Annotated in this window: 19 protein-coding genes; 5 read left to right on the top strand and 14 right to left on the bottom strand. The window is 61.2% G+C overall.

Features of this window, described 5'->3' with window-relative positions; genetic code table 11:
• Positions 1 to 708 precede the first annotated feature (708 nt).
• Genes IE095_RS03015 through IE095_RS03025 form a run of 3 tightly spaced genes read right to left on the bottom strand, consistent with a single transcriptional unit; the run spans position 709 to position 2955 of the window.
• The gene (locus IE095_RS03015) at positions 709 to 1908 is read right to left on the bottom strand and encodes an NnrS family protein (protein ID WP_189410154.1); all 1200 of its coding nucleotides are present in this window, start codon (positions 1906 to 1908) and stop codon (positions 709 to 711) included.
• Positions 1895 to 2521, bottom strand: a complete 627-nt coding sequence (locus IE095_RS03020; protein ID WP_189410155.1) for a 5-formyltetrahydrofolate cyclo-ligase — start codon at positions 2519 to 2521, stop codon at positions 1895 to 1897. Before IE095_RS03020 ends, IE095_RS03015 begins: the two co-directional genes overlap by 14 nt.
• Positions 2518 to 2955 (bottom strand): group III truncated hemoglobin, encoded by a 438-nt coding sequence (locus IE095_RS03025; protein ID WP_229804457.1) that lies wholly within the window; start codon positions 2953 to 2955, stop codon positions 2518 to 2520. Before IE095_RS03025 ends, IE095_RS03020 begins: the two co-directional genes overlap by 4 nt.
• A 76-nt stretch (positions 2956 to 3031) precedes the next feature.
• Between IE095_RS03025 and IE095_RS03030 the strand changes: the two genes are divergently transcribed.
• On the top strand, positions 3032 to 3442 hold the full coding sequence (locus IE095_RS03030) for an RrF2 family transcriptional regulator (RefSeq protein ID WP_189410156.1): 411 nt from the start codon (positions 3032 to 3034) through the stop codon (positions 3440 to 3442).
• Between the two features lie 224 nt (positions 3443 to 3666).
• On the opposite strand, the gene IE095_RS03035 is transcribed toward IE095_RS03030, so the two are convergent.
• The 8 genes from IE095_RS03035 to IE095_RS03070 form a co-directional block, all read right to left on the bottom strand.
• Positions 3667 to 5157: an alpha-glucosidase/alpha-galactosidase gene (locus tag IE095_RS03035; RefSeq protein WP_189410157.1), complete on the bottom strand. Its 1491-nt coding sequence runs from the start codon at positions 5155 to 5157 to the stop codon at positions 3667 to 3669.
• A 1-nt stretch (position 5158) separates the two neighbouring features.
• Positions 5159 to 6661, bottom strand: coding sequence for a tryptophan halogenase family protein (locus IE095_RS03040; RefSeq protein ID WP_189410158.1), 1503 nt, complete (start codon positions 6659 to 6661; stop codon positions 5159 to 5161).
• Positions 6662 to 6664: 3 nt separating this feature from the next.
• Complete coding sequence (locus tag IE095_RS03045; RefSeq protein ID WP_308428866.1) at positions 6665 to 8032, bottom strand: alpha-glucosidase/alpha-galactosidase; 1368 nt, start codon at positions 8030 to 8032, stop codon at positions 6665 to 6667.
• A gap of 10 nt (positions 8033 to 8042) precedes the next feature.
• Positions 8043 to 9656 (bottom strand): ABC transporter ATP-binding protein, encoded by a 1614-nt coding sequence (locus IE095_RS03050; protein WP_229804458.1) that lies wholly within the window; start codon positions 9654 to 9656, stop codon positions 8043 to 8045.
• Between the two features lie 10 nt (positions 9657 to 9666).
• Positions 9667 to 10797: an ABC transporter permease gene (locus IE095_RS03055; RefSeq protein WP_189410160.1), complete on the bottom strand. Its 1131-nt coding sequence runs from the start codon at positions 10795 to 10797 to the stop codon at positions 9667 to 9669.
• Positions 10794 to 11825 carry an ABC transporter permease gene (locus tag IE095_RS03060; protein WP_189410161.1) on the bottom strand — a complete coding sequence of 344 codons (1032 nt, stop codon included), beginning with the start codon at positions 11823 to 11825 and terminating at the stop codon, positions 10794 to 10796. Before IE095_RS03060 ends, IE095_RS03055 begins: the two co-directional genes overlap by 4 nt.
• Before the next feature lie 79 nt (positions 11826 to 11904).
• The gene (locus tag IE095_RS03065) at positions 11905 to 13980 is read right to left on the bottom strand and encodes an ABC transporter substrate-binding protein (protein ID WP_189410162.1); all 2076 of its coding nucleotides are present in this window, start codon (positions 13978 to 13980) and stop codon (positions 11905 to 11907) included.
• Between the two features lie 210 nt (positions 13981 to 14190).
• Positions 14191 to 15216 (bottom strand): LacI family DNA-binding transcriptional regulator, encoded by a 1026-nt coding sequence (locus IE095_RS03070; protein WP_189410163.1) that lies wholly within the window; start codon positions 15214 to 15216, stop codon positions 14191 to 14193.
• An 85-nt stretch (positions 15217 to 15301) separates the two neighbouring features.
• On the opposite strand from IE095_RS03070, the gene IE095_RS03075 reads away from it, so the two are divergent.
• From IE095_RS03075 to IE095_RS03085, 3 genes are all read left to right on the top strand, one after another.
• Positions 15302 to 16456, top strand: coding sequence for a phytanoyl-CoA dioxygenase family protein (locus IE095_RS03075; protein ID WP_189410164.1), 1155 nt, complete (start codon positions 15302 to 15304; stop codon positions 16454 to 16456).
• Positions 16457 to 16465: 9 nt separating this feature from the next.
• Positions 16466 to 17278, top strand: coding sequence for an SDR family oxidoreductase (locus IE095_RS03080; RefSeq protein WP_189410165.1), 813 nt, complete (start codon positions 16466 to 16468; stop codon positions 17276 to 17278).
• A gap of 62 nt (positions 17279 to 17340) precedes the next feature.
• Positions 17341 to 18315, top strand: coding sequence for a type I glyceraldehyde-3-phosphate dehydrogenase (locus IE095_RS03085; RefSeq protein WP_189410166.1), 975 nt, complete (start codon positions 17341 to 17343; stop codon positions 18313 to 18315).
• A gap of 21 nt (positions 18316 to 18336) precedes the next feature.
• On the opposite strand, the gene IE095_RS03090 is transcribed toward IE095_RS03085, so the two are convergent.
• From IE095_RS03090 to puuE, 3 genes are read right to left on the bottom strand one after another with little or no spacing between them, the layout of a single operon-like run.
• A complete protein-coding gene (locus tag IE095_RS03090; protein ID WP_189410167.1) occupies positions 18337 to 18807 on the bottom strand; it encodes an ureidoglycolate lyase in 471 nt (156 codons plus the stop codon).
• Between the two features lies 1 nt (position 18808).
• Positions 18809 to 19645 carry a bifunctional allantoicase/(S)-ureidoglycine aminohydrolase gene (locus IE095_RS03095; RefSeq protein WP_189410168.1) on the bottom strand — a complete coding sequence of 279 codons (837 nt, stop codon included), beginning with the start codon at positions 19643 to 19645 and terminating at the stop codon, positions 18809 to 18811.
• The gene (gene puuE / locus IE095_RS03100) at positions 19642 to 21066 is read right to left on the bottom strand and encodes an allantoinase PuuE (protein WP_189410169.1); all 1425 of its coding nucleotides are present in this window, start codon (positions 21064 to 21066) and stop codon (positions 19642 to 19644) included. The genes IE095_RS03095 and puuE overlap by 4 nt, the downstream gene beginning before the upstream one ends.
• 66 nt (positions 21067 to 21132) lie before the next feature.
• On the opposite strand from puuE, the gene uraH reads away from it, so the two are divergent.
• Positions 21133 to 21486, top strand: coding sequence for a hydroxyisourate hydrolase (gene uraH, locus IE095_RS03105; RefSeq protein ID WP_189410170.1), 354 nt, complete (start codon positions 21133 to 21135; stop codon positions 21484 to 21486).
• Positions 21487 to 21566: the final 80 nt, after the last annotated feature.

Raw genomic sequence — 21566 nt, forward strand, 5'->3', positions numbered from 1 at the left:
ACGGCAGTTCGTCTGCCGTGGGCAGTCCCGTTACCCCCTGAAACGCCGGTTTCCCCACCGCGACATCGGGTGAGCGATCGCCATCGTGAAGTGTTGTCACCTCCTGAAGCGTCGGTTTCCCCACCATCCAGCCCTCCTGAAGACGGTCCGCCAAGCTGGTCCAGACCGTTCGCAATATTTCAACGATGGCAGACCAAGGGCGGGGGGCGAAACCTTGTTGTGATAATGTCAATTTTGGGACGCGCTCAATATTGGGGCAGTATCGGACAAAATACACAACCTTGACGCGATTTGACGCCAAGGATTGTGCTGATCTGCCTGCTGGATGGGCGAAAACGCGACACCGTCGGATCGTCAGATTGGCCAAGTCAAATCGGGGTTGGCTGCGGAAGCCTCTTTTCGCCGAATCATGAAACAATCCGTGCGGGTCCAGCACTTTTCTCGGTGGGTCGTGCCATGCTTGGGCGACTTGGTATGACCTCCGTCTGGCCAGCGGACGAGCCAGCCATGTTGTTGTAACATTCCGCACTGCCCAGCAGCGCGGCGCGTGTGCATAAGCCTTGGGTCGAAAGGATCGCCAGCGTGATCCTAGAGCTACGGAAGACATCCGTGTAAAGGAATGTCGCCTTCAGAACCCAAGAAATCAAACCGTCGCAAACTTCCGAGAAACGGCACTCCCCCCCAACATCGCGCTTCGGTTGGATTGTCCTACGATCTGGACGAGCCGTGTTGGCCAGAGGGCTTTCGTGCTGCAATTTTCGGGCGGGTCAGGATCGGCCAATAGACCAGGGCAAAGCCGCCAAAAGCGGCAATCCAAAGGCCCGCCGAAAGATGCAACCAGCCCGCGCCGCCAAAGCTTGCCAGAAAACGCGCCAGCACCGCCCCCGTCAGCGCAAGATAAAGTAGTGTGATGCCGGTTCCCGCATGCAGCGCACGCCCCGAATGGCCCAAGGCGGCCCGGCTCATCACGGCCAGGGTCATCAGGCCAATCGCACCGGCCATCCAGATATGTCTGGCACCGGCCTGCGGCAGCAGATCCAGTGCCGCCACGCCGCTGGCCAGAAAGCCGAAGGCAAGAAAGCCATAAGCCACATGCAGCACGGCCAGCAAAGGTTCAGCCCCGGTGCGCAAGCCCTGCCAGCGCGACAGCCGCCAAAGATTGGCCAGCCCGGCGATGATCAACAGCGCGGCGGTGATCGCGCCGTTCGGATGCAGCACAAAGGCTGACAAGGCCAGACCTGTCACCGCGATCACCCCGCCATCGGCAGGCCCAAAGGCGCTGGGCAAATGGGTTGAGGCGCGCGCCACCAGCCAGTTGCGGGTAAAGCTGGGAATGATCCGCCCGCCAATCAGCGTGATCATCATCAGCACCGCCGCCAATCCCAGCCGCATTCCGGCGCCATCGGCGCTAAGTTCTACATGGAACAGGACATTGGCCAGCGTCAGCAGGGCCAAAAGGCCAAGAACCGGCAGGTTCTTCCAGTTTCGCCCCACCCAGATTTCGCGGCCCAGAAACAGGATGAGCGCCAGGGGCAGCCCCAGATCTGCCCCCAGCACCGCAGCAAAGGGCAGCCAGCCCGACAAAGCCATGGCCACCCGTCCCAAAATCCAAAGCGCCACAAGCCCCGCCAAGGGCCAGCCCACCACGGGCAACCGTCCAGTCCAGTTCGGCACGGCGGTCAGAAGAAAGCCTGCGATTACAGCCATGCCATAGCCGAACAGGAATTCATGGCCATGCCAGGCAAAGGGATCAAACCCGATGGGCAAGGGTTCTGATCCGGCCAGCATCAGGATCCAGAAGACCATCGCGCCTGCGGCCCAGAACCCTGCCAGAAGGAAAAAGGGACGGAAACCATAGCTTAGAACGGCAGGCCCCTGCCATTGCCGCATCGCCTCAGCACTGCTCATGCGCAGTCCCCTTTTCTGTCAGAATGGCGTCCAGGCGGATGTCATGCACTTGCGGAAAGATCGTTGTCAGTCGCGCCTGTGAGAGACCGACGCCAATCGCATGGGGCCGTATCGCCGCCAACGTCCGATCAAAATAGCCACCGCCATAGCCCAGCCGATAACCCTGATCGTCCCAGCCGACCAAGGGGGCCAGCGCGATGTCGGGAAGGACGCTTTCGACGGTATCGGGCACCGGAATGTTCCAGAAACCCCGCTGCATCGCGCAGCCCGGTGTCCAAGGGCGAAAGATCAAGGGCGCTTGTGGGGTTTCGACCACCGGCAGGGCCAGTTTCACCCCGTTATTATGCACGCGTACTGCCCAGAAACGCAGGTCGAGTTCCGATTGGATGGGCCAGTAAAACGACAGGACAAGCCCAGACATGGTCCCAAACCGCCGCGCCAAGAGCTGATCCAAATGCCCAGCCAAAGCCTGCGCCATCGCTTGTCGATCTGTGATCGACAGCGCCGCCCGTTCGGTCAGCAGGTGCTTGCGTTCCGCCCGCCGCCAGTTCGCCACATCCCGCGCTTGTTCCGCGTCTTCGGCATAGCAGACGGGCGAGGCCAGGGGATTCATGGCGCGGCCTTCCACATCGTCATGAATTGCCGATGGTCGGCGATCCCCATATGCAGCGATTGCGCGATCCGTTCTGCCCGTTCGATCAGATGCGCTGCGCCTTGCGCTGGGCACAAGGCCCGCGCCGTTTCGCGGAACAACTCCAGCCAGCGTTCAAAATGGCCCTGCGCCACGGGCAAGTTCACATGCATCGCCATCGGTGTGCCGTGATAGCGCCCGGTCATCAGCGCGACCGAGGACCAGAAGTCCACCATCCGCGCCAGATGCGGTTCCCAATCCTGAATGCGTTCGGCAAAAATCGGGCCCAACAGGGCATCCGCCCGCACCTTGGTATAAAAACCATGCACCACCTCCCGCAGCAGTGCCTCGTCCAGCCCGGTTTCCGTCATCAGGCGTTCGGTCATTTCGGGACGGCGGGAGGGCAGGGGTTTCATCACGACTCGCGGTCATAAGGATTGTCTTGTGCTAGATGCTCAAATAAGTATTGTAAATACCAATTCAGAGGGAACCATGCGCCTGACCTCTTTCACCGACTACGGAATGCGCATTCTGATGCGTATGGCGGCAGAGCCGGAGCGGGGGCATTCCACAACGGAACTGGCCGAGGAGTTCGGCCTGTCCCGGCATCATCTGGCCAAGATTGTGCAAAAGCTCGCGCAAGGGGGGATCCTGCAAACCCGCAGGGGAGGAGGCGGCGGTGCCATGCTGGCCCGGCCTGCCGATCAGGTGACGCTTGCCCAGATCGTGTGTCTGCTGGAAGAGGGGCAGCCCTTGGTCGAATGTTTCGCCAAGGGCGGAAACTTATGCCGCATCGACGGCCACTGTCGGCTGAAGACGCGGCTGCGCCATGCCGAAAACGCATTTCTGACCGCGCTGGACAAGTCCACGCTGGCCGATGTGGCGCTGACGCCTATCGGCTGATCTTACAACGCGCCCCAGCGTGCCCGTTCGCGGCGGGCCGCGACATAAGCGGTGCCCAGAACGGACAGCCAGTCATGCAGGGCTTTGCGGGTGTTGGTCAGGGTGGTCATCATCGTCTCCATTGGTGATTTTGCAGTTGCAGCAAAACCTGTCCAATAGCTATGTGTGCCACCCTGTTGAAACAACGCCTATCCCTGCATGGCTGCAATGCAGTTGCGGTAAGCCTAGCTCATCACCCTTTTGCCCAAATCGGTCTTGCCCTTCTTGCGGGCATCCGCATCGCGCATTTCCTCGACAGAGCGCACTTTCAGCCGCGCCGCCCCTTCCCATTCACGGGTCTTCACCTTCGGGTTCTTCAGCCGCTCCTTGGCCGCTGGAATGGCGTCGGCATATTGCGGCAGCCATTGCGCTTGGGCGACCAGCATTTCATCGACCATCTGCCACACCTCATCCGGTGTGCAGATTGCCCCCACCAGCGGGTCATGCAGGACAGCCTGTTTCAGAAGTTCCACATCCCCGGTGATCGCGGCCTTCACACTCATCCTTTGCACGTTCACCGAGGCCGAACAAGTCGCCGCCGTGGCGTCGGGCAGGGTTATGCCTTCGACCATGTTGATGCCGAAACGGTCCACGAAACCGGGGCTTTCGATGATGCAATCCGCGGGCAGGTTCTTGATCACCCCGCCGTTTTTCACGTTGAAATGCCCCCGATAGACCCGGCCGGTCTCCAGCGCCTCAAGAATATGGCTCGCATGTTCGTCTGTGCGTTCATAAGTCGAAAGCGGTTTCCCCGCCTCGTCTAGGAACATCGGGAAATCGGTTTCAAACCAGTTCCGGTTTTCGGTGGTGTAACGCAAATAGCCCCCGGTTTCGCCGTGAATCCATTCATCGGTGGAAATCCAGTTCATGATTTCCTCGGGCCGCTTGCGATACCACGGCAAGTATTCCGACAGGTGACCGTTGGATTCCGTCGAATAGAAACCAAAGCGTTTCAGCACATCGATGCGCACCTTTTCCTGCACCGAGAAAACGGGATGCCGTTCAAAGGCAGCGATCAATTCGTCCTTGCTGATCTGACGGCCGTTGTGGCGTATATCCAGATACCAGGTCTGATGGTTGATGCCCGAACAGATGATGTCCGTTTCTTCCATCGGCACGCCCAGGGCCCGCGCAATCTGGCGGTGGCCGTTCTGCACGCCATGGCAAAGGCCCACGGTCTTGACCCCGCCATGGTTAATCGCGGCCCAGGTCATCATCACCATCGGGTTGGCATAGTTCAGCAGCAAAGCGCCGGGTTCGGCGACCTCGCGGATGTCCTTGCAGAAATCCAGCATCGCGGAAATTCCGCGCTGGCCATACAGAATGCCCCCGGCGCAGATCGTATCGCCCACGCATTGATCGACGCCATATTTCAGCGGAATGCGGATGTCGTCGGCAAAAGCCTCCAATCCGCCGATCCGCACGCAGTTCATCACATAACGCGCACCTTCCAGCGCTTTCCGGCGGACGGTCGTGTGGGTGACGGTGGTCTTCAATCCGTTCACATCGACAATCCGCCGGATGATCTGGGCGACCATATCCAGATTGTGGGCATTGATGTCGGTCAGGGCGATTTCGATATCTTCGAATTCGGTGACTTTCAGGATGTCGGACACCAGTTTCTTGGTGAAACCAACGCTTCCCGCGCCGATGATGGTGATCTTTAAGGCAGGCATGTCAGGTTCCTTTGTGCAAAGATTGAAGCCAAGCGCGGTGGGGCAGGGCTTGACCCGCCGCGCGGCGATATTCGGAAACAAGGGCGGCATGGGTTGCGCGGGCATGGTCGCGGGCGCGGGGATCAGCGGCCATCTCGGCGCGGGCCACGTCGCGGTTCAACAGGCCAAGGCCATCCAGAACGGGCACGTAAAGCTGTTCCTGCACATGGGCGAGACCAAGGTTTTCAAGGCCGGGGGGAAAGCGGGGAAAATCGTCGCGCGTGGGGGTTTTCGTCTGCCACAGTTTTAAGCGGTCGGTGACGAAATCCGGATGGTTCGCCGTCACATCGCGCCAGAAAGCCGAATCGCGGCGTTCGGTCACATAGTGCAGGCGCACAAAATCGCGGAAATCATCCACTTGGCGCGCAAAGGCGACGTTGTATTTCGCGCGGCCTTCGGGTTGGCCCAACCATTCGGTGAACATGATCAGTTGCACGATGGTCCCGTGGATCGAGGTCGCCTCAAGCGGCTCCAGAAAGCTCGAGGCTAGCCCCATCGCCAGACAATTCCCGATCCAAGCCTCGGCCATCCGCCCCGCGTCGATCTTGATATCGCCCCGCGCTTCGACCGGATGGCCCAGCGCCGCCTCGATTTCCGCCTTCGCCTCATCGGGCGAAATATGGCGGTCGGAATAGACATAGCCCGCGCCAAAGCGGCTTTGCGTGGGAATCCCCCACATCCAGCCGTTCTTTTGCGCCCAAGCAAGGGTGCAGGGCGCGATCTCCTCCCCCTCTTTCAGATCAATCCAAAAGGGCAAAGCGCGGTTGATGGGCAGCACATCGCCAAAGCTGATCCAGCGCGGCGATAGTTCCGAAATCAGACGGCGGCGGAAACCGGAGCAATCGAGGAAAAAGTCCACCTCTACCCGCTGCCCGCTTTCCAAGGTGACGGCTTTGATCCCATCGCCGCCAAGCTCAACTCCCGTCACCTGATCGTCGATCAAGGCAATGCCGCGCGCCTTTTTCCGCAGCCATTGGCCGACCAAGGCCTGATCAAAATGAAAGGCATAATGGAACGGCCCCACCGGCAGCCGCCTGCCATCCCGCAAGGCATAGGGCCCCTTGTTGCCGTTCAGCAGATGCTGGAACAAATGCGCCTCGGTCACCGGACGCCCGGCGGCAATCGCATAGCGGTCCAGCGGCGCCCCATCCGCCACCAGATGCGGGTCGTCAATCGGCCCGTCATAGGTGAAACCCACCCGCCGCCAGTCCTTGTGCCGGATGCCCAGCTTGATCGTCGCCCCGGTTTCCCGCAGGAATTCTTCCTCATCCAGACCAAAGCGGCGCAGCATCTGGCGGAAGACGGCGGTGGAACCCTCGCCCACCCCGATCACGCCAATTTTCGACGATTCAATCACCGTCACCTTTGTCGCGTGGCCGCTTTTCGCGGCCACGTCGGTCAGCATCATGGCCGAAAGCCAGCCCGCGGTTCCACCGCCCAGAATGACGATATGCGCGGGCCACATGGTTCAGCCCGCCTTGCGCATGGGCACCCGCGCCCATTCCGGCAACCAATCGCCGTGCGCGGCCAGCAGGTCATGCGTCAGCGCCCAGATCTGGTCGAGATCCAGTTCCGCCCCGGTATGCGGGTCCAGCATCGCCGCATGATAGATATGCTCCGGGTTTTCCTTAATCAGCGCCGCAACCGTCAGTTCCTGCACGTTGATATTCGTCCGCATCAGGGCAATCAGTTGCGGCGGGATGTCATGCACGATGGTCGGTTGCAGGCCCATGTGATCGACCAAAGTCGGCACCTCAATCGCGCAGCCATCCGGCAGTTGCGGGATATAGCCCCGGTTCGCATGGTTGCCGTAGATCACCGAAGGCTGGCCCGTCACCACCGAGTTGATGATTTCCGAGGCATATTCATGGCTGTCCTTCATCTCCACCGTTTCGGCGTTTTTCAACACCTCGGCCTCTTTCTTCCAGCGCGCCACCTGTTCGATGCAGCGTTTCGGATATTCGTCCAGAGGAATGCCAAAGCGTTCGATCAGGTCCGGGCGGTCACGCTTGATGAACCAAGGCGTGTATTCCGCGAAATGTTCGCTGGATTCGGTCACGAAATGCCCCAGACGGCTCAGCATTTCATATCGCACCTTGTTCGGGCAGCGCGGGTTCCAGTGGCTGGGTTTCGGGAAACGCCCCTCGCGGTAGCCTTTCACCAGATCAGGATACAGATCGCGGTAAGAGCCATCCGCCTGCCGATGTTCAAAGTTCAGATAGAACGCCATGTGGTTGATCCCACCGGCCCGATAGCGGATTTCCTCGACAGGAATGTCCAGATCGCGCGCCAGTTCATAGGCCGTGCCCTGCACCGAATGGCAAAGCCCCACCTGCCGGATCGTCGGATATTTCGCCGCAATCGCCCAGGTGTTGATCGCCATCGGGTTCACATATTGCAGCATGATCGCCTGCGGCGCGACCGCGAGCATATCCTCGCAGATGCCCCACAGCACGGGCACCGTCCGCAGACCCCGCATGATGCCACCGATGCCCAAGGTGTCGGCGATGGTCTGGCGAAGGCCGAATTTCTTCGGCACCTCAAAATCGGTGATCGTGCAGGGATCATAGCCTCCGACCTGAAAGCAGCAGACCACGAAATCGGTCCCATCCAGCGAAGCGCGCTGGTTGGTATAGGTCTTGATCGTGGCCTTGCCGCCCAGCGTCTGGGCCATCTTGCCCACGATAATCTCACTTTCGGCCAGCCGTTCCGGGTTGATGTCCATCAGCCGGATTTCAGCCCCAGCCAGCGCTGGCCTTTGCAGGATGTCCCCCGCGATGTTCTTGGTGAAAACGGCGCTGCCTGCGCCGATGAATGTGATGACGGGTTTCGCCATGATCTTATCCTTAGGTTGAGATTTCGAACGCCGCGCGCACAAGGCGGCGGGTGTATTCGCTTGCGGGGTTTTCCAGCACTTCGGCGACGGGGCCTTCCTCGACGATCCGCCCGTGTTGCATGACGATGACGCGGTGGCACAGGGCGCGCACCACTTTCAGGTCGTGGCTGATGAACAGATAGGACAGCCCCTTGTCGGCCTGCAATTTGCGCAAAAGGTCGATGATCTGCGCCTGCACCGACAGGTCCAAGGCAGAGGTCGGTTCGTCCAGCAGAATGAATTCCGGCTCCAGCGCAATCGCCCGCGCGATGGCAAGCCTTTGCCGCTGACCGCCGGAAAATTCATGCGGAAAGCGCGACAAAATGCCGTCCGGCATCCCCGAATCGCGCAGGGCTTGGCGCACCCGGTCCAAACGGTCGGCCCGGCCATTGCCGATGCCGTTCACGATCAGACCCTCCTCGATGATCTGGCGCACCGACATGCGGGGGTTCAGGCTGCTGAACGGGTCTTGGAACACGATCTGCATCTTTTGCCGCAAGGGTTTCATCTGGCCCCGGTCAAAACCGTCGATCCTTTGTCCCAGAAACTCAACCGCCCCTTCGTTCATGCGGTTCAACCGCATCAGCGCCTGACCAAAGGTCGTCTTGCCCGATCCGCTTTCGCCGACCAAGCCCAAAGTTTCCCCCCGCTTCAGCGAAAGCGAAAGCCCATCCACCGCCTGCAAATCGGAATAGGTTCCCCGGAAGGCCCCACCCTTGCGTAAGGTGAAAGTCACGCGGACATTCCGGCCCTCCAGCACGGTGTCCGGCGTGCCCACCAGCGCATTCGCCCGACCCTTCGGTTCCGACCCCAGCAGACGCCGCGTATAGGGATGCTGCGGATTGGCAAAGACTTGCTCCGTCGGCCCCTCTTCGCGCACCACGCCGTGCTGCATGACATAGACATGATCCGCGAATTGTTTCACCACCGTCAGGTCGTGCGTGATCAAGATCACCGCCATCCCCGTCTTTTCCTTCAGCGCCTTGATCAGGTTCAGGATTTCCGCCTGAACCGTCACATCCAGCGCCGTTGTCGGTTCATCCGCAATCAGCACATCCGGGTTGTTCGCCAAGGCCATGGCGATCATCACCCGCTGCCGCTGCCCGCCTGACAACTGATGCGGATACTGCCCCACCCGCGGTTCCGGGTCGGGGATCTGCACCTCGCGAAGCAGTTCCACCGCCCGTGCCAAGGCTTCGGCCCGGGTCATCTTTTGGTGAATCCGCAAAGCCTCGGCCAGTTGCGAACCGATGGTGTACACCGGGTTCAAGGACGACATCGGTTCCTGAAAGATCATCGACAGCCGATTGCCGCGTAGCCCACGCATCGCCGCGGCCGACAGCCGCGCCATGTTCTGCCCGGCATAGGTGATCTCGCTGCCCGCCGTCACCCTCGCCCGTTTCGACAACAGCCGCATCACCGCCCGCGCCGTCACCGATTTGCCCGATCCGCTTTCGCCGACCAACGCAATCGTCTGTCCCTTGTGCAGGCGAAAGGACACATCCTTGACCGCCTCGACAACCCCACCATCGACCTTGAAGGTCACGCCCAGCTTGCGGGCCTCGATCACCAGATTCTCGGTCATCATCACCCCCTCAATACGGATCAATGGCATCGCGCAGACCGTCACCCAGCGCGTTGAAGGCAAAGACGGTCAGCAGCACGAAACCCACGGGCGACAGGATCCAAGGATAGGAACCGATCACGCTGAAGGTGCCCGCATCCTGCAACATCATCCCCCAGGAAATCAGCGGTGCCTTCACGGCAAAGCCCAAGAACCCAAGGAAGCTTTCCAGCAGAACGATGCTGGGAATACCCAAGGTCACCGCCACGATCACATGGCTGGAAACGTTTGGCAGGATATGCCGCGTGATGATCCGCCCATCACTCGCCCCCACCGCCATCGCGGCGCGGACGTAGTCGACGCGGGCCATCGACATGGTTTTCCCCCGCACTTCCCGCGACAACTGCGCCCAGCCAAGACCTGCGATCACAAGGATCACAAAGGACAGGAACACACTGGACGGCGCCGTGACAGGGATCAGGCTGGCCAAAGCCAGATACAAAGGCAGTTGCGGGAAGGCGAGGATGATTTCCACAAACCGCTGGAACCACAGGTCAAACTTGCCCCCCAGATAGCCCGAGGTGATGCCCAGAAGCGTCCCCGCCACCGTGATCAGCGTGATCGACACCAAGGCGATCATCAGCGTGATCCGCGACCCCATGATCCCCCGCGACAGGATATCCCGCCCCAGCTTGTCGGTGCCCAAAAGGTGCAAGGGGGAACCGTCACTGGTCACGATGAAATGCCGGTCCATCGGGATCAGGCCAAACAGGCGATAGGACCAGCCCTTGCCGAACAGCCGCAGACCGCGGGGATTGTCCAGATCCGGCCCCATCAGGGGCTGAAAGGTCACCGGGTCCAGCTCGTCGCTTTCCGCAATCGGATAGGCGACCGGCATCAGGGTGAAACCATCTTTGGTAAAGAACGACACCTTGTCCGGCGGCGCGAAAGAGGTGGTCGAGGCATTCGGGTCCATCGGCGAAAAGAACTCCGCAAAGATCGATACGAACAGCATCGTCCCCACCAGGATCAGCCCGATCATCCCCGGCAGCGACTTGCGGAACCGCCGCCAGACCAGCGCTGGATAGCTTTGGCTTTCCTTTGGCGCACTGGACAGGCGCGCATCGGTTTCTTCGCCTTCGTGGATCACAGGCCCGCTCATGCTGCACCTCCGCCAACGCGAATGCGTGGATCAAGCGCCACCAGCAACAGGTCGGCGATGATGTTCCCGATGATCAGCGTCGCCCCCAGCACCAGCAGCAGGGTCGCCGTCACATAGGTATCCCCGATGTTCATCGACCCCACGATGGCCGGCCCGATGGTTGCCAAACCAAAGACGATGGCCACCTCGATCTCGCCCGTCAGCATATAGGGCAGCACCACCCCCTGATAGGCGACCAAGGGATGCAGCGCATTGGGCACCGCATGTTTCAAGACGACAGCACTTTCCGATAGGCCCTTGGCCCGCGCGGTTTCCACATATTGCGCGTTCAGCGTGTCCAGCAGGTTCGCCCGCATCACCCGCATGTTGTAGGCAAGGCCACCAATCGTCGCCACGGCGATGACCGGCCAGATATGCTGGATCAGGTTCCACAGCTTGGCCCAGTTGAAGTCGAACCAGCCCAGCCAATAGGGCTGCCCACCGAATTTCGATGAATAGAACGACCCGATTTCCTGCACGTTCAGCTTATAGGCCAGCACATAGAGGATGATCAGTGCCAGCAGGAAGCGCGGGATCGTCATGCCTAGGAACGAGACAAAGGACAAAAGGCTGTCGATCCAAGTGTATTGTTTGGTCGCTGCGATGATCCCGAAACTGATGCCCAAAAGCGAGGCCAGCAGGTGGCAGGTCAAGGCAATTGCAATGGTCGCGGGAAGGCGCTGCATCACCACTTCGCTGACCGGTTTGTTATAGGCATAGGATTGACCGAAATCCCCGCGGCTGACGATGCCCCAGACCCAGCGGCCATATTGCACGATCATCGGATCGTTCAGCCCGTTGCGTTCACGGTAGGCGTCGGCGGCGGCACTGGCGGCTTCGGGCGTCGCATTGCCTTGGGTGATCATGTTCGTGCGGATAAAGTCGCCATAGTCGCCGGGCGGGGCTTGGATGATGGCAAAGGTGATGATGCTCATCACCACCAGCACGGGAATGGCCTGCCCAAGGCGGACCAGCAGATAGCGCAACATGGGGCACCTATGGGGTAGGGGAAGGGGGCCGGTGGGCGGACGGTTGTCTGCCGCCCACCAGCATCGCGGGAGGAACGCCTTAGTTCGCGGTCACAGGACCAGCGCCGCCCAATTCACCCGGCAGGGTGTTCGGGTGCAGTTCCGCGCCAATCTGCGCATCTGCCGGCACATAGACCCGTTCGCGGATGATGTTGTCCTCGGCCCAGTTGTACATAAAGATCGGGGCCCCCGCCGGGATGTTGGCGAAACGCTTGTTGACCACCAGCGCGCCGGGATAGGCCGTCAGGCCAATGGCGAACAGGTTTTCAGTATAGAGCTTCTGATAGGTCTTCATCAGCTCCACCCGCTCCGCCGGATCGCGGCTGCTGATAAAGGCGTTGACGGTTTTCACCATCTCTTCCTCGAACGGCATCAGATCCAGCTCGCCCGCACCATTCGCCCGGTGGTTCACCGCCGTCTGCGGACCCACAGGGGCCAGCGCCGCCGTGCCTTGAACGACCGTGATCAGGTCGGTCGCATTGCGGAACACAAACCAGTCGTAGCGCCCAGAATCGCGCGCATTGTCCAGATCCTTGCCCGGCAGCAGCGACAGGGAAACCTTGACCCCAATATCGCCCATCATCGCCACCACGCCTTCGGCAAGGTTCTTATCCGTCGCATATTCGGCGTTCGCCAGCAGCGTGACGTTCAGATCGGCGCCACCATCCGGCAGGTTCACGAAACCATTGCCATCGGTATCGACCAGACCGGCCTTTTCCAGATGCGCCTTGGCCGTTTCCACCGAGAACGGATAGTAAACGGTCGAATCCTTGTCGTAATAGGATGTTCCCGCATACAGGCCGCCCGGATAGATCGTCGTGAACGGGCCTTTCACAAGGCTGTCGCCCAGACGCTGACGGTCCAGACCATAGCTGATCGCCATGCGGAAATCGGCGTTCCGGTTCATCTCGCGCACGGCTTGGCTGCCCTCGTTCGGCTCACCCCAGCCATTGCCCGACAGGTTCGGCAGCAGCGAATAGCCGATGGTCCGCGGCCCAAAGGCCAGACGCGCCGGGCTGGCCGGATCAGCGGCTTTCTTCAGGCTTTCGACATAGTTTTCAGCCTGTTCAAGGTTCGAGAAATCGCCCGTCCCTGCGACAGCCTGAACGTCACGGTCGCCCCAAGTCGAAAGGCGATACTGCATTTCGTCTAGGTAGGGCAGTTGCTGGCCGTTTTCGTCGACCTTCCAGTAATAAGGGTTCCGACGCAGCACGATGATGTCATCGGGCCGGTGTTCCACCACGCCCCAGGCCCCCATCACCGGGAAGTTCATCATGTCCGAGGGGAAGGCCTTTTGGAAAGCCTCATAGCTTTCGCCGCCATGTTTCGGATGCTTCGGTTTCAGAATATGCGACGGGCCGGGGCAGAAGTTGCCATAGGCCATCGCATAAAGCACCGATTCCGGGAACGGCTGTTCAAAGGCCATCGTGAACGTATAGGCATCCACCACCGTCAGCTTGGCATTGCCATAGGTCGCCTCGGTCGCACCCATCAGCGGGGTCACTTCGGCGTCCATGATCACGTCGTTCCAGTAGAAATCAATGTCTTCGGTGTCAAAGGCATCGCCGTCCGACCATTTCGCGCCTTCGATCAGATGCACCGTCAGCAGCTTGCCGTCTTCCGACCATTCCCAGGATTTCGCGAGGTTCGGCAGCGGTTGCAGATCCGCCGGGTTCACCGTGAACAAAGGCCCCGTCCGCGTCAGGCATTCGACCAGACCAATGTCGATCCCGCCCCAGCCATAGGATTGCCCCGCCCAGAAGTTCCAGCCTTCGGGACGCCCGCCGATCACATGGCGCATCACATCGCCATAAACCCCGGCCCCGTCCGGCATATTCGCCGTCTTATAGACCAGCGGTTCCTTGGGCAGCCGTTCCGCCACGGGCGGCAGCTTGCCCGCATCGACAAAAGCCGTGACCCAAGCCGGTTCGGAATAGGCGGGCAGGGCTTTGTATTCAAAGATGTCGCTGCGGTTGACGAAGATCGGCTCGCCCTGCGCATCGAACTTGGGCGGGTCCGGCGGCGTGGTGGGCGCAACCATTTCGGCCTGCACCGCCAACGTCGACGCACCCAGCATCAGCGCCGACCAAGCGGCGCGACGGAGTGTCTTGTTCATCTTTCCTCCCATGGCCGCTTCCGGCCTGATTTTCGTGGTTCCAGACACGAATCCCCCCGGTAGTCTCCTCACCACCTTCAGGATGGGATCAGCATGGGGCAGGGCGGGTCGGTGCAACAATATCCGATTGGCAGATTGTATTCCGGCTTTCTAAGATTTTGCATTGTTGTCAATTAATGGACAATGCCGGAAACGTTGACGCTCTGACCGCTAATCGGCGGTCGAATCAAAACCGGGCAGTGGGCAGGCAATGCGGATTTCGGTCTCGCCCAGATGCAGATCGCGGTCGATCAGCCGATAGTGCTGGCTGAAATGCAGACAGACCCGCCGTGCATCCTGACGAAAATCATGGTGGATGACGAAACTCACCTGACCTGTCCTCAAAAGCTGGCGGTTGGTCCGGTCCAGATCATGTGCCGCAAAGACCGCAATAGGCCGGCGCGCGGCAGCGAAGGCGTCAAGGATCGCGGCATTGCCACCCCCGATGGAATAGACATGCGCGATATCGGTGTGTTCCTCCAACGCCCGACCCACAATATCCCCCGTGGTGCGGTTCACCCCGAAACCTTCGGAAACCGTCGTCGTCGCCAGATCCGGAAAGTGCCGTGCCAGATGGTCGATAAAACCTTTGCGCCGCAGATCCTCGCCCTGAAACATCTGGCTCGACAGGGTGATCAGCACCCGCCCACCCCTCGCCATCCGCCCCAAAAGATAGGCTGCCGTCGCCCCCGCCCTTGCGTTTTCCATGCCGACATAGGCCAGACGCAGGGGGGCTGCCACATCCGTCACATAGGTCACCACCGGCACGCCCCTGCGCGCCAGATCGGCCAGACAGCCCTCAATCGCCGGGGTTGCGGGTACTTTCAACACGATGCCCTGCGTTCCCCGCCGCGCAATGGCCCGCAGCCGTGCGATCACCTCGGTCTCGTCCATCACTTCGGCCAGATGAAACCGCGCGCGAAAGGTGGCGGGCTTCATCAGCGGCAGTTCCGCCTGAAACGCCTGCTGCACGGCGGATGAAAAACGCCCCGGTGCCTGGATCAGAACATCCAGCGTGATCTTGCGCCCCTGCAAGGCGCTGGCGGCATATTGCCCTTCCAATTCAGCCAAAGCCGCCGCCACCCGGTCTCGCGTCGCCCCCCGCACATGGGCGCGGTCATACAGCACCCGGTCCACCGTCGCGGGTGAAAGCCCCGCCTGATGCGCGATTTCCTTGATGGTGAATTTGCGACCCATCCCCAGATTTGAGGTGATTTTGAGGTGAAAGTCCACTGTTTCCGCCCGCCCATCCCAGCGATGTTGCAAAGCAGGAGGAGCCATCATGAACATCCAGACCCCGACCCGCCGCCCCGTGTGGCTGAACGCCGACAGCGGTGACTTCGAAACCTTTCGGCGGATCGTCAGCCAGACGACCAGTGCCGCCGATGTGCCCCATGCCAGCGACGTGATCCGCAACATCCCAATCTATGACGGCGCAAAAGTCGAGGCCGCCGATCCGCAGGCGCTGATGCAGGAATGGGCCAATGTCTTTGCCCATGGTGCGGGCATCGTGGTGATCCGGCAGGCCATGATCGATCACGCCATGATCGACCGCGCCAGCGTCGTCTTTGACCAGATCATCGCCGAGGAAAAAGCCGCAGCCAAAGGCGGCGGCGACCATTTCGCCAAGCCGGGGGCGAATGACCGCATCTGGAATTCGCTGGAAAAGCATTGCCTCGCCGACCCCGCCAACTTTGCCGCCTATTATTCCTGTGCCTCGATCGCTTTGGCGTCCAGGGCTTGGCTTGGCCCGGCCTATCAAATGACCGCCCAAGTCAACCGAGTGAACCCCGGCGGTGCCGCCCAAACCCCGCACCGCGACTATCATCTGGGCTTTATGTCCGCTGCCCGCATGGCGCAGTTCCCAGCCCATATCCACGGCGTTTCACCCGTGCTGACTCTGCAAGGGGCCGTCGCCCATTGCGATATGCCGGTGGAAACCGGCCCGACCCTGCTGCTGCCCTTCTCGCAGCAATTCTATGAGGGTTATCTCGCCTTTACCCGACCGGAATATCAGGCCTATTTCGCCGAACATCACGTGCAACTGCCGCTGCAAAAGGGCGATGTGCTGTTCTTTAACCCCGCCGTTTTTCACGGCGCGGGCACAAACCACACCACCGACCGCTTCCGTCTGGTCAACCTTTTGCAGGTCTCCTCGGCCTTTGGCCGCGCGATGGAATCGGTGAACCGCAGCCGCATGGTGCAGGCCCTGTTCCCTGTGCTGCAAGCCGCCCCGGCGAACCTTGACGCCGAAAATGTCATTGCGGCCAGCGCCGAAGGCTATCCTTTCCCCACCAATCTGGACCGCAACCCGCCCATCGGTGGACTGGCCCCGAAAACCCAAGCCGATTTCTTCCGCCAAGCCTTGGCCGAGGGTTGGGATCTTGACAAGTTCCGCGCCGTCTTGGCCGATCTGGACCACAAGAACCTGACCTAAGGGGCGATGATGAACCGTATTGAAGGCAAGTTTGCCATTGTCACCGGCGGCACCCAAGGTTTGGGGGCCGCCATCGCTTGGGCTTTCGCGCGGGCCGGGGCGCAGGGTGTGGCGCTTGTGGGCCGCGACCGGGCCAAGGGCGACAGGCTGGCGCAGGCGATTACCGCAGAAACCGGGGTCAGGGTCATCACCATCGCCGCCGATCTGGGGGATCAGGCGCAGGTCATGAGCGTGGTCGAACAGGCCGATCACGCCTTTGGACGCATCGACATTCTGGTCAATGCGGCGGGACTGACCGACCGGGGCACGCTTTTGGACACCAGCGCCGATCTGTTCGACCGGATCATGGCCGTGAACCTCCGCGCCCCATTCTTTCTGATGCAAGAGGCGGTCAAGCGCATGAACCGCGACGGCAACGGGGGCGCGATCATCAACATCGGTTCTGCCTCCTCCCGCGCGGGGCAGCCTTTCCTTTCGGCCTATTCGGCCTCGAAAGGCGCTTTGGCCACGCTGACCCGCAACGCGGGCTTTGCCCTGATGCGCAATGGCGTGCGGGTGAACCAGTTGGACATCGGTTGGATGGCCTCGGACCACGAACGCGCCCTGCAAGCCGCCGAAAGCGGCGACCCGGCATGGGAAGAAAAGGCCGCCGCAGGCCTGCCATTTGGCCGCCTGATCGACCCCGCCGAGGTGGCGCGGGCGGTGCTGTTTCTGGCCAGCGCTGACAGCGGTATGATGACGGGTTCGGTGATCCATTATGACCAATCCGTCTGGGGTGGCTATGACGGACAGGCCCCCGCTCCCGCGCAGCCTTTGGGATAGGGGTTGCAGGCGCCCGCAAGGCGGTTCACCAATGCGGCCAAGGGGCAAGCAGGGGGCCAGTCATGCGGGTGTTCGTCAACGGATTCGGGCGGATCGGGCGTTCGGTTCTGCGGGCTTGGGCCTTGCACGGGCATCGCTGGCCGGGGCTGCAGATCGTCGGCTTGAACGACATCGCCACGCCCGAGATGTGCGCCTATCTGTTTGAATATGACAGCGTCTTTGGTCCGTTTCCCGGCACTGTGGCGCTGCAAGACGGGGCCTTGCTGGTGAATGGCCGTACCATCCCCTTGCATCGCACGGCGGATATTTCCACGCTGGACCTGTCTGGCGTCGATCTGGTGATGGAATGCACCGGCCGCGCCGACAGTGCCGCGGTCGCGGGCCGCGGGCTGGCCGCCGGGGCCGCGCGGGTTCTGGTCTCGGGTCCCTCGGCCGCCGCCGAATTCACTGTGGTTCTGGGCGCCAATGATCAGGGGCTGGCGGGGCAAAAGATCGTCTCCAACGCCTCATGCACCACCAACGCCTTGGCCCCTTTGGTGCGGCTGCTGGATGATCATTTCGGCCTGATCACCGGCAGCATGACCACCATCCATTGCTATACCGGCAGCCAGCCCACCGTCGATGCCCCTGCCGCCGATGCCGCCCGCAGCCGGGCGGCGGCATTGTCGATGGTCCCCACCACCACCAGCGCGCAACGGCTGCTGGACCTTGTCCTGCCGCATCTGGCGGGCCGCGTGCAGGGCAGCGCCGTGCGGGTGCCGGTGGCGAGCGTTTCTGCCGTCGATCTGGCGGTGATGACCTCGCAACCCGTCACAGCCGATCAGGTGAACGCTCTGTTCCGCGCCACAGGCGGCGTCATTGGCGCGACCGACCGGCCCTTGGTGTCCTCCGATCTGCGGGGCAGGGGGGAAAGCATCGTCATGGCCCTGCCAGAGACACGGGTGACGGCGGGCGGGCTGCTGCGGGTCTATGGTTGGTATGACAACGAATGGGGCTTTTCCAACCGCATGCTGGATGTGGCCTTGCGCATGGGGTGATGGATGGGCCAATGGCCCATCCTACGCCACAACCATCCAAGGCTCGGCAAAGCGGAACTCCTCCAGATTGGCCCCCTCACCAATCATGTCCACCACCGCGAACAACCCTGGTTCCTGCAAGGGCGTCAGCACCCCATGCCAAGTGCCCCGATGCAGATTGATCCCCTGCTGCCCATTGGTCAGCAACGCCCTAGGCCGCGCCTCTGGCCCGTCCGACACGATGACCAGAAACGGATGTTCCGTCATCGGCACAAAGGCCTGTGATCCCAAAGGATGCCGTTCGATCAAGGTCAGCGCATAGGGCAGCGCCCGCGCCTTGGCCCGGAACATCGAAATCCCGGCCCGCCCCTCGCCAAAGTCCAACCGCGCCCGGTCATGATGCCGCTGGCAAAGCCCCTCGTTGATCAGACGAAAATCCCCCGCCGCCTCCAGCACATCGCCATAGGGCGCAAAAGCCTCGGGCGTCAGCGGTTCGATCTGGATCTGGCGCATCTTAACCCGCCACGGAAAACGGCCCGCGCAGTTTCGCGTGCCGGTTCACGTCCTTGTAAAGCAGATAGCGGAACGGCCCCGGCCCCGCCGCATAGCAGGCCTGCGGGCAATAGGCGCGCAGCCACATGAAATCGCCTGCCTCCACCTCCACCCAGTCTTGATTGAGCTTATAGACCGCCTTGCCCTGCAACACGTAAAGCCCGTGTTCCATCACATGGGTTTCCTCAAACGGGATCACCCCGCCCGGCTGAAAGGTCACGATGTTCACATGCATGTCATGCGACAGATCATCCGGTTCCACAAAGCGCGTCGTGGCCCAGACGCCATTCGTATCGGGCATAGCAATCGGCTTGATCTCTTTGTCCGAGGTGACAAAGGGTTTCGGCTTGCTCATCCCCGCTGCCGGTTCCCAGATCTTGCGCACCCAATGAAACCGCGCCGGGCTTTGCCCCTCGGCCCGCAAGGTCCAGGGCGTTCCGGCGGGGATATAGGCATAGCCCCCCGCCTCCAATTCCTGACAATCCCCGGCAATCGTCAGTTCGATCAGCCCATCCGTCACGAAAATCACATGCTGCGCCGCAGGGTCCGGGTCGGGCATCTGCGATCCGCCACCGGGGGCCACCTGCATCACATATTGCGAAAAGGTCTCGCTGAACCCGGTCATGGGCCGCGCGATCAGCCACATTTTCGTGCCCGTCCAACCCGGCAGATAACTGGTCAGGATGTCCGAAAAACAGCCCTTCGGGATAAAGGCATAGGCATTGGTGAACACCGCCTGTCCCGTCATCTTTTGCGTTTGCGGCGGCAGGCCGCCGGGGGGGAAATAATAGCCGGTCATTTCAGCAGACCTTTCAGACGGTGATAAGCGATGCGTTCCACCTGCCCGCAGGCGGTGGCGAATTCGGTGGCGGTGTCGTTGGCGATACGGGTTTCAAAGGCCCGCAGGATGCTGGCCTTGGTGTTGTCGCGCACGGCGATGATAAAGGGAAAGCCGTGTTTCGCGGTATAGGCCGCGTTCAATGCGCTGAACCTTTCGCGTTCCGCATCCGTCAGCGCATCCAAGGCGGCACTCGCCTGTTCCGCAGTGCTTTCCGGCGTCAGCCGTTTCGCCGCCGCCAGCTTCCCCGCAAGATCAGGGTGCGCGCGCAACACGCCCAGCTTTTCGCCCTGCGACGCACTCCGAAACACCCGCGCCAAGGCATTCGCCAGACCTAAGGCACTGTCATGCGCAGGCCCCAGCTCCAAACCGAACGCCCGTTCGGCAATCCAGGGCGAATGTTCATAAATCCCGCCATAGAGCGCCATGAACCGATCACGCCCCATCTGCGAGGGCCGTTCAAAGCGCTGATGCGGATGGGTTTTCGCCCAATGTTCGGCAATCTGCCCACGGCTGGCAAACCAGACACCCTCATGTTTCGCCGCATGGTCCAGAAAGCGGATCAATCCCGCAATCTTGCCCGGACGCCCGATCAACCGGCAGTGCAACCCAATGGAAAACATCTTGGCCGCCCCGGCCGCGCCTTCGGCATATAAAACATCGAACGTATCCCGCAGATAGGTAAAGAACTGCTCGCCTTCGATATAGCCAGGGGCCGTGGCAAAGCGCATGTCGTTCGCTTCCAGCGTATAGGGGATCACCAATTGATCCCGCGCCCCCACCTCGCGCCAATAGGGCAGGTCGTCGTCATAGGTGTCCGACACCCAGTCAAACTGCCCCGTCTCGGCCGTCAACTGCACCGTGTTTTCCGAACAGCGCCCCGTATACCAGCCGCGCGGCGGTTCACCCACCACCTCGGTATGCAGCCGGATCGATTCTGCAATCGCCGCCCGTTCCTCCTCCATCGGCATATCGCGGTGATCGACCCATTTCAGCCCATGGCTCGCAATCTCCCAGCCCGCCGCCTTCATCGCGGCCACCTGTTCCGGGTTCCGCGCCAAGGCCGAGGTCACGCCATAGATCGTCACCGGCAAACCCCGCCCGGTGAACAACCGATGCAAGCGCCAGAACCCCGCCCGCGCGCCATAGTCATACAGCGATTCCATGTTCCAATGCCGCTTGCCCGGCCAAGGCTGGGCCCCGGCGATGTCGGACAGAAACGCCTCAGACCCCGTATCGCCATGCAACACGTTGTTCTCGCCGCCCTCTTCGTAATTTAGCACCAGCGAAATCGCGATCCGCGCCCCGCCGGGCCATTGGGCATCCGGCGCATTCGCCCCATGGCCGGTGAAATCGCGGGGATAGCGGGGGGGATTGTTCATGATGGCCTATCGACTTGTTCCGAAATGATGCTAACCGTTTTTCAGGCAATGAAAAGCGGGGGCAAAATGACGGGGCGTCTGACAACCCATGTTCTGGATACGGCGCTGGGCAAACCGGCGGCGGGCATCACCATCGCCCTTTATCGCGTCACCGGCAACAGCCACCGCAAGATCGCCGAAACCGTCACCAATGCCGATGGCCGCACCGATGGCCCCCTGTTGGAAGGCAAGGCGCTGACCGAAGGCCACTACGAGCTGATCTTTTTTGCAGGCGACTATCTGCGCGCCACGGGGCAGGGTGACGGCATCCTGTTCCTTGACCAGATCCCCATCCGCTTTGGCGTGCCCCATGCGGATCAGCACTATCATGTGCCCCTTCTGCTGTCGCCCTTTGGCTATTCCACCTATCGCGGCAGCTGATTTTCGCAAAACTCTCGCAGTTGCAGCACTTTGCGCTTGTTATGGCAAAAAGATGGCATAGATAGCAGCGCAACCTGAAC

Source organism: Neogemmobacter tilapiae, assembly GCF_014652215.1.
In the GTDB taxonomy this organism is placed as follows: Bacteria; Pseudomonadota; Alphaproteobacteria; order Rhodobacterales; family Rhodobacteraceae; genus Neogemmobacter; species Neogemmobacter tilapiae.

Excerpts from the sequence above, each read along its gene's own strand:
- IE095_RS03040 (WP_189410158.1), bottom strand. The coding sequence starts at position 6,661 with ATGTGGCCCGCGCATATCGTCATTCTGGGCGGTGGAACCGCGGGCTGG.
- IE095_RS03095 (WP_189410168.1), bottom strand. The coding sequence starts at position 19,645 with ATGACCGGCTATTATTTCCCCCCCGGCGGCCTGCCGCCGCAAACGCAA.
- IE095_RS03080 (WP_189410165.1), top strand. The coding sequence starts at position 16,466 with ATGAACCGTATTGAAGGCAAGTTTGCCATTGTCACCGGCGGCACCCAA.
- IE095_RS03070 (WP_189410163.1), bottom strand. The coding sequence starts at position 15,216 with ATGGGTCGCAAATTCACCATCAAGGAAATCGCGCATCAGGCGGGGCTT.
- IE095_RS03090 (WP_189410167.1), bottom strand. The coding sequence starts at position 18,807 with ATGCGCCAGATCCAGATCGAACCGCTGACGCCCGAGGCTTTTGCGCCC.
- IE095_RS03065 (WP_189410162.1), bottom strand. The coding sequence starts at position 13,980 with ATGAACAAGACACTCCGTCGCGCCGCTTGGTCGGCGCTGATGCTGGGT.
- IE095_RS03020 (WP_189410155.1), bottom strand. The coding sequence starts at position 2,521 with ATGAATCCCCTGGCCTCGCCCGTCTGCTATGCCGAAGACGCGGAACAA.
- IE095_RS03045 (WP_308428866.1), bottom strand. The coding sequence starts at position 8,032 with ATGGCGAAACCCGTCATCACATTCATCGGCGCAGGCAGCGCCGTTTTC.
- IE095_RS03050 (WP_229804458.1), bottom strand. The coding sequence starts at position 9,656 with ATGACCGAGAATCTGGTGATCGAGGCCCGCAAGCTGGGCGTGACCTTC.
- IE095_RS03030 (WP_189410156.1), top strand. The coding sequence starts at position 3,032 with ATGCGCCTGACCTCTTTCACCGACTACGGAATGCGCATTCTGATGCGT.
- IE095_RS03060 (WP_189410161.1), bottom strand. The coding sequence starts at position 11,825 with ATGTTGCGCTATCTGCTGGTCCGCCTTGGGCAGGCCATTCCCGTGCTG.
- IE095_RS03035 (WP_189410157.1), bottom strand. The coding sequence starts at position 5,157 with ATGCCTGCCTTAAAGATCACCATCATCGGCGCGGGAAGCGTTGGTTTC.
- IE095_RS03015 (WP_189410154.1), bottom strand. The coding sequence starts at position 1,908 with ATGAGCAGTGCTGAGGCGATGCGGCAATGGCAGGGGCCTGCCGTTCTA.
- IE095_RS03085 (WP_189410166.1), top strand. The coding sequence starts at position 17,341 with ATGCGGGTGTTCGTCAACGGATTCGGGCGGATCGGGCGTTCGGTTCTG.
- IE095_RS03025 (WP_229804457.1), bottom strand. The coding sequence starts at position 2,955 with ATGAAACCCCTGCCCTCCCGCCGTCCCGAAATGACCGAACGCCTGATG.
- puuE (WP_189410169.1), bottom strand. The coding sequence starts at position 21,066 with ATGAACAATCCCCCCCGCTATCCCCGCGATTTCACCGGCCATGGGGCG.
- IE095_RS03055 (WP_189410160.1), bottom strand. The coding sequence starts at position 10,797 with ATGAGCGGGCCTGTGATCCACGAAGGCGAAGAAACCGATGCGCGCCTG.
- uraH (WP_189410170.1), top strand. The coding sequence starts at position 21,133 with ATGACGGGGCGTCTGACAACCCATGTTCTGGATACGGCGCTGGGCAAA.
- IE095_RS03075 (WP_189410164.1), top strand. The coding sequence starts at position 15,302 with ATGAACATCCAGACCCCGACCCGCCGCCCCGTGTGGCTGAACGCCGAC.